The organism is Micromonospora cathayae (genome assembly GCF_028993575.1).
Lineage (GTDB): Bacteria > Actinomycetota > Actinomycetes > Mycobacteriales > Micromonosporaceae > Micromonospora > Micromonospora cathayae.
This window is the reverse complement of record NZ_CP118615.1, coordinates 3784473-3796972: the sequence shown is the minus strand read 5'-3', so window position 1 is coordinate 3796972 and position 12500 is coordinate 3784473. Positions and strand designations below refer to the sequence as shown.

Below are 12500 nucleotides of genomic sequence, written 5' to 3'. Positions count from 1 at the left end.
TGTCGGGCCGGCCGACCCGGCCACGCGTTTTCCGGGTCGCCGTCGGGTGCCGACCCGGTCAGGACGCGGCGACGGGGTGCACCGGCCGGCTGGTCCTGCCCGGGTCGACACCGAGCGTCGACCTACTATCCACTTGTTTCGATCCGCGCGCAGCCCCTTCCGGCGCGCGGAGTCACTCCTTGACCGGGGTGTCCTCGATGACCGACTCGGTCGGCTCGCCCTTGTCGGCCTTGGCGACCACGCGGGCGACGGCCGGGCGGGCGTACCGGGTCTCGACGCCCGGGGCGACCTCGAGGCTCACCGTGTCGTCGTCGACCCGGGTGACCGTCCCGTAGAGCCCGCCGATGGTGACCACCTCGTCGCCCGGGGCGAGCGAGGACTGCATCGACTCGGCTTCCTTGCGGCGCTTCTGCTGGGGGCGGATCATCATGAAGTACATGACGCCGAAGAGCAGAGCGATCATGAGGATCGGCGTCAGACCGCCGGCTCCCCCACCGCCCTCTGCTGCGTAAAACACGGTGAAGACCTTCCCATTGGCCTCCGGCACGCCGGGGGGCGTCGGAGCGGAGGCGTGTTCTCACGTCCTGTACAGACCGGCGCGAGTCTAATCCCTGCACCTGGGAACGCCGAACGCCGCATGCATCACGTTCACATCACGGCTGATCAGGCTCGACGGAGAAGAGATCGGGCACGGGAGGGGTACCGCCGCCAAATGTACCATTCGGCGGGGTACGCCCCAGATGATGCCAGGCCGCCTCGGTCGCCACCCGGCCCCGAGGCGTACGGGCCAGCAGCCCGGCCCGTACCAGGAACGGCTCGCAGACCTCCTCCACCGTGTCCGACTGTTCGCCGACCGCCACCGCCAGGGTCGACAGCCCCACCGGGCCACCCCGGAACGTGTCCACCAGCGCGGTCAGCACCGCCCGGTCGAGGCGGTCCAGCCCGAGGGCGTCCACGTCGTACACGGTCAGCGCGGCCCGGGCGGTCTCCACGGTGACCACCCCGTCGGCCCGGACCTCGGCGAAGTCGCGCACCCGGCGCAGCAGCCGGTTGGCGATCCGGGGGGTGCCCCGGGACCGGCCGGCGATCTCGGCGGCCCCGTCGGGGGTGATCGGCACGCCGAGGATGCGGGCCGACCGGTGCAGCAGCGCCTCCAGCTCCGTCGGGGAGTAGAAGTCCAGGTGGGCGACGAAGCCGAACCGGTCCCGCATCGGGCCGGTCAGCAGACCGGACCGGGTGGTCGCGCCGACCAGGGTGAACGGCTCCACGTCGAGCGGGATGGCGGTGGCCCCCGGCCCCTTGCCGACCACCACGTCGACCCGGAAGTCCTCCATGGCGCTGTAGAGCAGCTCCTCCGCCGGCCGGGCGATCCGGTGAATCTCGTCGATGAACAGCACGTCGCCCTCGGCGAGGCTGGTCACGATCGCCGCCAGGTCGCCGGAGCGTTCGATGGCCGGGCCGCTGGTCACCCGGATGCCGGAGCCCAGCTCGGCGGCGACGATGTTGGCCAGGCTGGTCTTACCCAGGCCGGGCGGCCCGGACAGCAGGATGTGGTCAGGTGGGGAGCCGCGCCGCATCGCCCCCTGGAGCAGCAGGTCGAGCTGGTCGCGGACCCGGTCCTGGGCGATGAACTCGGCCAGCCGCTTCGGCCGGACGCTCACCTCCAGGTCCCGTTCGGCGTCCTGCGCGTACGCCGAGATCAGGCCGTCGCCGGTCATGCCGGCCCCGCCACGACGTCGCCGCCCACCGGCCGCACGCCGCTCACCTCGTCCGGCCCAGGAGTCGGATGGCCTGCTTGAGCAGGACCGGCACCGGCGGGGTCGGCCCGTCGATCGTCTCCGCCACGGCGGCCACCGCCTGGTCGGCCTGGCCCGCCGTCCAGCCCAGCCCGACCAGCGCCTGGCGGACCTGCTCGGGCCACGCCCCGGTGGTCACCCCGGCCGCGCCGTCGGCGCCCACCGCGACCGGGCCGATCCGGTCCCGCAGCTCCAGCACCAGGCGCTCGGCACCCTTCTTGCCGATCCCGGGCACCCGGGTCAGCGCGGCGGTGTCGGCGTTGGCGATGGCCTTGCGCACCGCGTCCGGGGTGTGCACCGCGAGCACCGCCTGGGCCAGCCGGGGCCCCACCCCGCTGGCCGTCTGGAGCAGCTCGAACAGTGCCTTGGCGTCGTCGTCGGCGAAGCCGTACAGGGTGAGCGAATCCTCCCGGACCACCAGGCTGGTGGCGAGCCGGGCCTGCTGGCCGACCCGCAGCTCGGCCAGGGTGCCGGGGGCGCACTGCACGGCGAGGCCCACCCCGCCGACCTCCACCACCGCGTGGTCCGGGCCGGTCGCGGTCACCGTGCCGCGCACGCTGGCGATCATCGTGCTCCTCCTCGTCGGACCCGGTCGGCGGCGGCGGCCAGCTTCGAGCGGGTACCGCCCCGCCAGACGTGGCAGATGGCCAGGGCGAGGGCGTCGGCGGCATCGGCCGGCTTGGGCGGCTCGGCCAGCCGCAGCAGCCGGGTCACCATGGCGGTCATCTGCGCCTTGTCCGCGACCCCCGACCCGGTGATCGCCGCCTTCACCTCGCTGGGGGTGTACGTCTGCACCGGCAGCCCGGCCCGCGCGCCGGCCAGCACGGCGATCCCGCTGGCCTGGGCGGTGCCCATCACCGTCCGGACGTTGTGCTGGCTGAACACCCGCTCCACCGCGACGCTCTCCGGACGGTGCTCGGCGACCAGCTCGGTCAGTGCCCGGTCCAGCAGCAGCAGCCGGTGCGGCAGCTCGTCGTCGGGGTCGGTGCGGACCACCGTGTACGCGACCAGCGTGCAGGGCCGCCCGGGGACGCCCTCGACCACGCCGACCCCGCACCGGGTCAGCCCCGGGTCGACGCCCAGCACCCGCACGCCGCCTCCTCCCCGAGCCACCGGCAGTACGTGTGTTCGACACCCTACTTGCCAGCTCCGACGACCGGTCGCGGGGACACGCCGGCCCATCCGCAGGTCCACATAGCCGGGGTACGGAGTATGTGCGGGCGAACCATGTGCCGTCGGCCACACACCTCGTAACTTCTGCGCCATGACGGCTGAACCCGTGGCGTTCCCCCATGTCGTACAGGTCGACCTCACCGGTCGTACCGCGCTGGTGACCGGTGGTGGCAGTGGCATCGGCCGGGCGTGCGCGCTGCGGCTGGCCGCCGCCGGGGCGGCGGTGCAGGTGGTGGACCGCAACGTCGAGGCGGCCAAGGCGGTCGCCGCCGAGGCCGGCGGGCGGGCCGAGGGCGTCGACCTGGCCGACCCGGACGCGGTGGACCGGCTGGACGCCGAGGTGGACATCGTGGTCAACAACGCCGGCCTCCAGTACGTCGCGCCGGTGCCGGAGTTCCCGGTCGAACGCTTCTCCCACCTGCATCGGGTGATGGTGGAGGCGCCGTTCCTGATCGTGCGCAAGGCGCTGCCGTACATGTACGCGCGCGGTTGGGGCCGGATCGTCAACATCTCCTCGGTGCACGGGCTGCGCGCCTCGGCGTACAAGTCGGCGTACGTGTCGGCCAAGCACGCGCTGGAGGGCTTCTCCAAGGTCGTCGCGTTGGAGGGGGCGGCACACGGGGTGACCGCCAACTGCGTCAACCCGGCGTACGTGCGGACCGCGCTGGTGGAGAGCCAGATCGCCGACCAGGCGGCCCGGCACGGCATCGGCGAGGACGAGGTGATCGAGAAGATCATGCTGGCCCGGGCGGCGATCAAGCGGCTGATCGAGCCGGAGGAGGTCGCCGAACTGGTGGCGTACCTGTGCTCGCCGCCGGCCGCCTTCATCACCGGCTCGTCCATCGCCCTCGACGGGGGCTGGACGGCGAACTAGAGGTGACCCGCACAATGTCGGTCATGTCGTCGCCGATCGAGTTCCTGGAGCTGCTCGCCCGGGAGGCCGCGGCGGTCGAGTTCGAGGGGCCGCTGGTGGCCGCCCGCTCCGCCGGCCTGCCCGCCGACCGGATCGCCGAACTGGAGCAGGCCAAGGTGGTCGCGCTGCGGGTCCGGGCGCTGCTGGAACGCCGCCGCCGGCGGGAGACCGAACTGTCCGGGCTGTACGACACCGCCAGCGACCTGGCCGGGCTGCGCGACTCCGACGACGTGCTGCGGGCCATCGTGCACCGGGCCCGGAACCTGCTCGGCGCGGACGTGGCGTACATGACGCTCAACGACGACGACCGGGGCGACACGTACATGCGGGTCACCGACGGGTCGGTCTCCGCCCGGTTCCAGCGGCTGCGGCTGCCGATGGGGGCGGGCCTGGGCGGGCTGGTCGCCCAGTCCGGTACCCCGTACGTCACCGCGAACTACGACGAGGACGAGCGGTTCCACCACACCGGGGAGATCGACGCCGGGGTACGCGAGGAGGGCCTGGTGGCGATCCTCGGGGTGCCGCTGCGGCTCGGCTCCACCTCGATCGGCGTGCTGTACGCGGCGAACCGGTCCGCCCGTCCGTTCGCCCGGGAGGAGGTGGCGCTGCTGGTCTCGCTCGCCGCGCACGCCGCGGTGGCGATCGACACCGCCCGGCTGCTGGCCGAGACCCGGGCCGCGCTGGCCGAACTGTCGGCGGCGAACACCACCATCCGGGCGCACAGCGCGTCGGTGGAGCGGGCGGCGGCGGCCCACGACCGGATGACCGCGCTGGTGCTGCGCGGCGGCGGGGTGGAGGACGTGGCGGCGGCGGTCACCGACGTGCTCGGCGGCGCGCTGCTGGCGCTGGACGCCGAGGGCCGGCTGCTGGCCCGGGTCGGGGCGATCGACGAGCCGGAACGCACCGACATGGTGGAGGCGGTGGCCGCGTCCCGGACCGAGGGGCGCAGCGTGCGTCGGGGCCGGCTCTGGTACGCCGCGGTGGTGGCCGGCGCGGAGAACCTGGGCGCGCTGGTGCTGCGCTCCGACGACGAACTGGTCGACGCCGACCAGCGGATCTTGGAGCGGGCCGCCCTGGTCACCGCGCTGCTGCTGCTGTTCCGGCGGACCGTCGCCGAGGCCGAGGGCCGGGTCCGGGGTGAGCTGCTCGACGACCTGATCGCCCGGCCGGTCGCCGACCCGGAGGCGCTGCGCAGCCGGGGCCGACGGCTCGGCGTGGACCTGGACGCCCCGCACGTGCTGGTGGCGGTGGGCGACGACGCGATCGCCGCGACCGGGCAGGCCCGGCAGCGGGTGCTCTCCTGGGCCACCACGTACGCCTCGACCCGGGGTGGCCTGGCCGCGGCGCGGGACGGTCGGGTGGTGCTGATGCTGCCGGGCTCCGACGCCGGCACGGCGGCGCGGGCGGTGGCCCGGGACCTGTCCCGGGTGACCGGCCGGCCGGTGACCGCCGGGGCGAGCGGCCCGGCCACCGGGCCGGCGTCGCTGGCGACCACGTTCCGGGAGGCGGACCGCTGCCTGACCGCGCTCGGCGCGCTGGGCCGCACCGGGCAGGGGGCGAGCACCGCCGAGCTGGGCTTCGTCGGGCTGCTGCTGGGCGCGGTCTCCGACCGGGGTGACCGGGACGTGGCCCGGTTCCTCACCGACACGGTCGGCCCGGTGGTGGACTACGACGCGCGGCGGGGCACCGCGCTGGTGCGGACGCTGGAGGCGTACTTCGGGGTGGGTGGGAGCCTGGCCCGGGCCGCCGAGCAGTTGCACGTGCACGTCAACACGGTCACCCAGCGGCTGGACCGGGTCGGGCAGCTGCTCGGCGCGGACTGGCAGCGGCCCGAGCGGGCGCTGGAGGTGCAGCTCGCGCTGCGCCTGCACCGGCTCCGCGACCCCGCCCGCTGAGAACGTGCACCGGACCGACCGCTGATCCGCCGGCCGGGGTCAGGACGGCAGTTGGCAGACGGCGGCGGCGGCCGTCAGCGAGGTGAGCCGGGCCGCCGGCGCGGGCAGTTCCTCGATCCAGCCCGGCCCGGCGCCGAAGACCCGGACGGCGGGAAAGTCCCGGCCCAGCCGGACCAGGCGGTAGGCGCGTCCGGTGACCGGGGTCTGCGACCAGACGATCACGGTGTGCGGGCGGGCCCGGCGCACGGCGCTGCTCAGCGCCGCCCAGGGCAGCGCCGGGCCGAGCAGCAGCGCGCCGCGCCGCTGTTCCCGCAGTGCGGCGGCCAGCACGTGCAGCCCCAGGCAGTGGTGCTCCTGTTCGGCTCCGGCGAGCAGCACCCCGCTGGGCGGCAGCGGGGCCCGGGGCGAACGGTGCAGCACGTCCAGCCCGGTCCGGATGCCCTCGGAGAGGGCATGCTCGACGGCCACCTCCGGCGCGCTCCGGCCGGCCTGCCCGGTCAGCAGCGGCACACAGACCTCGTCCCACACCGGCCCGACCCCCGACTGGCCGGCAAGTTCCATGAGCAGCCCGGCGACCCGGTTGCTGTCCAGGTCCTCGGCGGCGGCGGCGAGGCGCTTGCGCGCCGTCTCCGCCACCTCGCCCGGTATCCGTTGGCCCGACACCGACACGCACCCCCTGGTAGACGATCTCTACCAGGGGGTTCGCCCGGACCGGCCGGAACGGATGCGGTCAGCGGGTGCTCATTCCCGGCGGCGGGTCCGCCAGCGGACGGCGAGCGCGGCCACCGAACCCCAGATGCCGCGCCGGAACACCAGCACGACGACGACGAAGATGCCGCCGGTGACCAGGCCGATCGCCTCGAAGCCGGAGAACGACAGCCAGTCCTCCAGCCGGACCAGCACGGCCGCGCCGAGCACCCCGCCCCACAGGGTGCCGATGCCGCCGAGTACCACCACGATCACCGCCTTGCCGGAGGTGGTCCAGTGCAGGGTGTCCAGCGAGACGAACCGGTGCCCGACGGCGAACAGGCCGCCACCGAGCCCGGCGAGGAACCCGGAGAGCACGAACGCGGTGAGCTTGTACCGGCGGACCGGGTAGCCGAGCGCGCGGGCCCGGGCCGGGTTGTCCCGGATGCCGACCAGCACCCGCCCGAACGGCGAGTGCACGATCCGCCAGGCGGCGGCCAGCCCGAGCAGCACGATCGGCAGCGCCGCGTAGTAGAACCAGTAGTCGTCGGTGAGGTCCAGGCCGAACAGGTCCCTCGGTACGCCCTGGAGGCCGTTCTCGCCCCGGGTGACCGAGCGCCACTCGTTGGCGATGTAGTAGACCATCTGGGCGAACGCCAGGGTGACCATGGCGAAGTAGATGCCGGTACGGCTCACCGCCAGGTACCCGATCGGCACCGCGAGCGCGGCGGCGGCCAGCGCGCCGAGCAGCACCGCCGCCGGGAACGGCAGGCCGAGGTGGATGGCGACCAGCCCGGTGACGTACGCCGAGGTGCCCCAGAACGCGGCGTGCCCGAAGGACATCAGCCCGGTGTAGCCGAGCAGCAGGTCCACCGAGACGGCGAACAGCGCCCAGCAGAGGATGTCCACGGCGACCGCCGGGTACAGCCCGTTGGGCAGCCAGAACGCCACGGCCAGACCGACGGCGAGCAGCGCGTACCGCAGCCAGCGGGGGGCGCGGCCGGCGGCGGCCAACGCGGACGGGGGCCGCTTCGCGGTGCCCGGGGTGGGGTCGTCGACCAGGGTGGTCACGCCGGTGCCTCCTCTCGGCCGAACAGCCCGGCCGGCCGCCAGAGCAGCACCACGGCCATCACGATGAACACGATCGTCTGGGACAGGATCGGCCAGTCCGACAGGTACGCCTCGCCCCATGCCTGGATCAGGCCGATGCCGAAGCCGGCGGCCACCGACCCGAAGATGGACCCGAGTCCGCCGATCACCACCACCGCGAAGACCACGATGATCAGGTCGGCGCCCATCAGCGGGTTGACCGCGCGCATCGGGGCGGCCAGCACCCCGGCCAGGGCCGCGAGGGCGATGCCGAACCCGAACACCGGCGTGATCCACCGGCCGACGTCGATACCGAACGCCCGGGTCAGCTCGGGGCGTTCGGTGGCCGCCCGGACCACCATGCCGACCCGGGTGTGCCCGAGCAGCCACCAGGCGGCCACGCAGACGGCGACCGCGAACACCAGGATGAACACCCGGTAGGTGGGGAAGTCGAACAGCCCGAGGTCGACCGATCCGCTCAGCTCGGCCGGGGTGGCGTACGGGCTGGACTGCACCCCGTACCGGAGCTTGACCAGGTCCTGGAGGATCAGCGTCAGCCCGAAGGTGAGCAGGAAGTTGTAGAGCGGGTCGAGCCGGGTGAGCCGGTGGATGAAGGCCCGTTCCAGGGCCATCCCGAGCAGACCCAGCCCGACCGGCATGATCACCAGGGCCGCCCAGAACGGCACCCCGGCCTCGGCGAGCAGCACGTACGCGCCGAACGCGCCGAGCATGTAGAACGCGCCGTGGGCGAAGTTGACCACCCGGAGCATGCCGAAGATGACCGCGAGGCCGAGGGCGAGCAGGGCGTAGAACGCCCCGCTCACCAGCCCGTTGAAGGTGTTCTGGAGGAAGCCGGTCACGGCCGGGTCACATCCGGCAGTCCGGGGACGGGGCGCGGAACGCCTCGGCCGCCGGGATGGTCTTGAGGATCTTCACGTAGTCCCACTCCTCGGTGACCTCGGCGGCCGGCTTGACCTGGGCCAGGTACGCGTCGTGCACGACCCGGTGGTCCTCGGCGCGGATCTTGCCGTTGCGCAGGAACACGTCGTCGACGGTCTTGCCCTCCAGCGCGTCGACGATGGTGTCCGCGTCGTCGGTGCCGGCGGCCTGCACCGCCTCCAGGTACTGGGTGGCGGCCGAGTAGTTGGCCGCGTGCGCGAAGGTGGGCCGGGTGCCGGTGGCCTCCTTGAACCGGTCGGCGAACTCCCGGTTGCGCTGGTCGAAGTTCCAGTACCAGGCGTCGGTGTAGGTGGTGCCGGCCAGCGCGTCCGGGGTGAGCGAGTGGATGTCGGTGAGGAACATCAGCCCCACCGCCAGGCCGACGCCCTTCTCCCGGAGCTTGAACTCGTTGTACTGCTTGACCACGTTGACCAGTTCCGCGCCGGCCTGCATGGTGCCCAGCACGTCCGGCTTCGGGTTCAGCGTCGGAGCCTTGAGCAGGTACGTCGAGTAGTCGCCGCTGGTGTTCGGGAACGGCGCGGCGTCCTTCGCGACCACCTTCCCACCGGCACCGGTGATGGCGGCCGAGAAGCTGCGTTCCATGTCCTGCCCGAACTGGTAGTTCGGGTAGAGCACGTACCAGTTCTTCGCGCCCTGTTCGGTGGTGTTCCGGCCGGTGCCGTTGGCCAGCATGTACGTGTCGTAGGCGTAGTGGAAGGTGTACCTGTTGCACTTCGCGCCGGTCAGCGTGGTGGTGGCCGCGCCGATGTTGAAGTAGAGCTTCTTCTTCTCCTTCGCCACGTCGGCGACCTTCTCCGCCGCCGACGAGGTGGGCACGTCGAGGATCAGGTCGACGGCCTTGCGGTCGTACATCTCGGCGGCTTTTGTGTTGGCGATGTCCGGCTTGTTCTGGTGGTCGGCGGTCTCCACGGTGATGTCGGTGGTCACCGCGTCGTCGCCGTACTTCTTCTTGAAGTCGGCGATGGCCAGTTCCACCGCCTTGACCGAGTTCTTCCCGGACAGCTCCAGGTAGACGCCGGACTGGTCGTTGAGCACCCCGAGCACGATCCTGTCGCCGCTGAGCTTCCCGTCGCCGGAGGACTGCGGTCCTCCGCCGCCACAGCCGGTCACCAGCAGCGCCGCCGTCGAAACGACGGCCACTCCCACGGTCCTCCGCATGGGTCATCCCTTCGTCCGCGCTACGCCGCGCGGGTCACGGTCGGTCAGATACCGAGGTACGACAGCAGCTCGCGTTCCCGCGAGCGCACCTCGGAGTTCTCCATCGCCTCCACCACGCGTCCCTCGGCCAGCAGGTAGTGCCGGTCGGCGACGCCGGTGGCGAAGTGCAGGTTCTGCTCGACCAGCAGCACGGTCACCCCGTGCGCCTTGGCCTGCCGCAGAATGTCGCCCACCTGGCTCACCAGCAGCGGCGAGAGCCCCTCGGTGGGCTCGTCGCAGAGCAGCAACCGCGCCCCCATCCGCAGCACCCGGGCCAGGGCGAGCATCTGCTGCTCGCCGCCGGAGAGGGTGGTGGCGGCCGAGTCCCGGCGCGCGTACAGGGCGGGGAACGCCTCGTACACCCGGGCCAGCGGCCACGGGTCCGGGCCGACGGTGGGCGGCAGGGTCAGGTTCTCGGTGACGCTGAGGGTGGCGTACGCGCCCCGGTCGTCGGGGACCCAGCCCAGGCCGAGCCGGGCCCGGCGGTGCGCCGGGAGGCGACCGACGTCCCGACCGTCCAGGGTGACGGTGCCGCTGCGGCCGGCGTGCAGCCCCATCACGCAGCGCAGCAGGGTGGACTTGCCGGCCCCGTTCCGCCCGACCAGGGTGACCACCTCGCCGGCGGCCACGGTGAGGCTCACCCCGCGCAGCACCCGCGCCTCGCCGTACCAGGCGGACAGGTCGTCAACGCGCAGCATCGGTGGCTCCGTGCGGGACGGCGTCGGTGGCGGCATCGGTCGCTCCCAGGTAGGCGGTGATCACGCGTTCGTCGGCCCGGACCTGCTGGTACGGCCCCTCGACGAGGACCTTCCCGGCCTGGAGCACGGTGACGGTGTCGGCGAGCCGGCCGACCACGCTCATGTTGTGCTCGACCAGCACCACGGTCCGGCCGGCGCGGACCCGGTCGACCAGCTCGACGGTGCGGTCGACGTCCTCCAGGCCCATTCCGGCGGTCGGCTCGTCGAGCAGCAGCACCCGGGGGTCGAGGGCGAGCGCGATGGCCAGTTCCAGGGCCCGCTTCCGCCCGTACGCGAGGGCGTCGGCGGGAGCGTCGGCCAGCTCGGCGAGCCCGACCTCGGCCAGCAGCTCGTCGGCGCGGGGGGTGTACCGGCGCATCAGGGTGGCGGACCGCCAGAACCGCCAGCCCAGTCCGCTCGGGCTCTGCAACGCCAGGGCGACGTGTTCGCGGGCGGAGAGCTGCGGGAACAGGCTGGTGATCTGGAAGGACCGGGCCACGCCGAGCCGGGCGACGCGTTCCGGCGGCAGGCCGGCGATGTCCCGCCCGTCGAGCAGGATCCGCCCGGCGGTGGGCCGCAGGAAGCCGGTGAGCAGGTTGAACAGCGTGGTCTTGCCGGCCCCGTTCGGCCCGACCAGGGCGTGCACGCTGCCGGCGGCGACGTCGAGGTCGACCCGGTCCACCGCTCGGAAGCCCCGGAAGTCCCGGGTCAGCCCGCGGACCGACAGGAGTCCTTGCCCGGCCATCGCCACTCCTCCGCAGGTCGTCGGCGACGACCGGTGCGGTGACCGGGGTCACAGGATCGTCGCGTGCAGGAAACCTACGGCGCGGCGACGGAGTCGAACTATGTCGATGCCCACCACATTCGGGTACGCCGACCCGGGCCCGACCGCCATGCGGTCCGGGCCCGGATCACCGTTGCGCGGGCGTCCGGGCCCCTGGACATGTGGTGACGCCACCGGGGGCGATCAGCCGGTAAGCGCGTTCAACGCCAGGTCCACGTCCTCCTCCGTGGAGTACAGGTGGAAGGAGGCCCGGACCCGGCCGGCGCGGACCGCCGCCCGGACCCCGGCTCGGTCCAGCCGTTCCTGGGCGTCCGGCACGTCCACCGTGACGATCGCGCTCTCCCCCGGCGGTCGGCCCAGACCGGTGAGGAAGCGGTTCGCCAGGGCCACGTCGTGCGCCCGGATCGCCGGCACGCCGATCCCGGCGATCACCTCCAGGGCGGGGGCCGCCCCGACGTAGCAGAACAGGGCCGGGGCGATGTCGAACCGCCGGGCGTCCGCGGACAACCGCAGCGGCGGACCGTAGTAGGCGTCGGTCGGGCTCTCGGCGGCGGACCAGCCGGCCGCGTCCGGACGCATCCGCTCCCGGAGCGCCGGTGCCAGGTAGGCGAAGGCCGTGCCGCGTGGCGCGGTCAGCCACTTGTACGCCCCGACCAGCACCGCGTCGGCCCGGCCCGCGTCGAACGGCAGCCAACCGCAGGCCTGGGTGGCGTCCACCGACACCAACGCGCCGTGCGCGCGGGCCGCGGCCACGACGTCGTCGTACGGGGCGACGCGGCCGTCGGCGGACTGCACCAGGCTGAACGCCACCAGGTCGGTGTCGGCGTCGATCGCGTCGACCAGCCTCTCCAGCGGCACCGTACGGACCCGCACGCCCCGCTGCTCCTGCACCAGCCAGGGGAAGAGGTTGCTAGTGAACTCGACCTCCGGTACCACCACGGTCGCCCCCGGGGGCAGCGCCGCCGCGACCGGGGCCAGCAGTTGCGACACCGTACTGCCGATCGCCACGTCCCGGGCCGGTACGCCGATCAGGCCGGCGAACGTGACCCGGGACCGCTCCGCCGCGTCGTTCCACTCCTCCCAGGCGTTCCGCCCCGACCGCCACTGGGTCAGCGCGTCCTGGAGCGCCTCCCAGGCGGGGTCGGCCGGCAGCCCGTAACTGGCCGTGTTGAGCCAGCCGGGCTCCGGCTGCCACAGCTTCCGTGCCTCGTCCAGTTCCATGCCCTCGACGCTAGTCACGTCGGGTCGGACCGGTCACCGCCAATTCGT

13 protein-coding genes are annotated in these 12500 nt (G+C 73.3%); 2 read left to right on the top strand and 11 right to left on the bottom strand.

Features of this window, described 5'->3' with window-relative positions; translation table 11 throughout:
* Positions 1-172 precede the first annotated feature (172 nt).
* The 4 genes from yajC to ruvC form a co-directional block, all read right to left on the bottom strand.
* On the bottom strand, positions 173-517 hold the full coding sequence (gene yajC / locus PVK37_RS17410; protein ID WP_275028492.1) for a preprotein translocase subunit YajC: 345 nt from the start codon (positions 515-517) through the stop codon (positions 173-175).
* 136 nt (positions 518-653) lie between these two features.
* A complete protein-coding gene (gene ruvB, locus PVK37_RS17405) occupies positions 654-1718 on the bottom strand; it encodes a Holliday junction branch migration DNA helicase RuvB (protein ID WP_275028491.1) in 1065 nt (354 codons plus the stop codon).
* Between the two features lie 43 nt (positions 1719-1761).
* Positions 1762-2364, bottom strand: coding sequence for a Holliday junction branch migration protein RuvA (gene ruvA, locus PVK37_RS17400; protein WP_275028490.1), 603 nt, complete (start codon positions 2362-2364; stop codon positions 1762-1764).
* Entirely contained in the window at positions 2361-2888 is a 528-nt protein-coding gene (gene ruvC, locus PVK37_RS17395; protein ID WP_275028489.1) for a crossover junction endodeoxyribonuclease RuvC, read from the bottom strand. The genes ruvA and ruvC overlap by 4 nt, the downstream gene beginning before the upstream one ends.
* Positions 2889-3060: 172 nt before the next feature.
* Here ruvC and PVK37_RS17390 point away from each other — a divergent pair, with 172 nt between their 5' ends.
* A complete protein-coding gene (locus tag PVK37_RS17390) occupies positions 3061-3843 on the top strand; it encodes a 3-hydroxybutyrate dehydrogenase (protein WP_275028488.1) in 783 nt (260 codons plus the stop codon).
* 14 nt (positions 3844-3857) lie between these two features.
* Positions 3858-5777, top strand: coding sequence for a helix-turn-helix domain-containing protein (locus PVK37_RS17385; protein ID WP_275028487.1), 1920 nt, complete (start codon positions 3858-3860; stop codon positions 5775-5777).
* 39 nt (positions 5778-5816) lie between these two features.
* On the opposite strand, the gene PVK37_RS17380 is transcribed toward PVK37_RS17385, so the two are convergent.
* From PVK37_RS17380 to PVK37_RS17350, 7 genes are all read right to left on the bottom strand, one after another.
* The gene (locus tag PVK37_RS17380; RefSeq protein WP_275028486.1) at positions 5817-6440 is read right to left on the bottom strand and encodes a transcriptional regulator; all 624 of its coding nucleotides are present in this window, start codon (positions 6438-6440) and stop codon (positions 5817-5819) included.
* A gap of 78 nt (positions 6441-6518) precedes the next feature.
* Positions 6519-7526: a branched-chain amino acid ABC transporter permease gene (locus tag PVK37_RS17375; RefSeq protein ID WP_423791086.1), complete on the bottom strand. Its 1008-nt coding sequence runs from the start codon at positions 7524-7526 to the stop codon at positions 6519-6521.
* A 5-nt stretch (positions 7527-7531) separates the two neighbouring features.
* Positions 7532-8413: a branched-chain amino acid ABC transporter permease gene (locus PVK37_RS17370; RefSeq protein ID WP_275028485.1), complete on the bottom strand. Its 882-nt coding sequence runs from the start codon at positions 8411-8413 to the stop codon at positions 7532-7534.
* A gap of 7 nt (positions 8414-8420) precedes the next feature.
* Positions 8421-9671 carry an ABC transporter substrate-binding protein gene (locus PVK37_RS17365; protein WP_275028484.1) on the bottom strand — a complete coding sequence of 417 codons (1251 nt, stop codon included), beginning with the start codon at positions 9669-9671 and terminating at the stop codon, positions 8421-8423.
* Positions 9672-9715: 44 nt separating this feature from the next.
* On the bottom strand, positions 9716-10408 hold the full coding sequence (locus PVK37_RS17360; RefSeq protein ID WP_275028482.1) for an ABC transporter ATP-binding protein: 693 nt from the start codon (positions 10406-10408) through the stop codon (positions 9716-9718).
* The gene (locus PVK37_RS17355; protein WP_275028479.1) at positions 10395-11192 is read right to left on the bottom strand and encodes an ABC transporter ATP-binding protein; all 798 of its coding nucleotides are present in this window, start codon (positions 11190-11192) and stop codon (positions 10395-10397) included. Before PVK37_RS17355 ends, PVK37_RS17360 begins: the two co-directional genes overlap by 14 nt.
* Before the next feature lie 222 nt (positions 11193-11414).
* Positions 11415-12452 (bottom strand): aminotransferase class V-fold PLP-dependent enzyme, encoded by a 1038-nt coding sequence (locus PVK37_RS17350; RefSeq protein ID WP_275028478.1) that lies wholly within the window; start codon positions 12450-12452, stop codon positions 11415-11417.
* Positions 12453-12500: the final 48 nt, after the last annotated feature.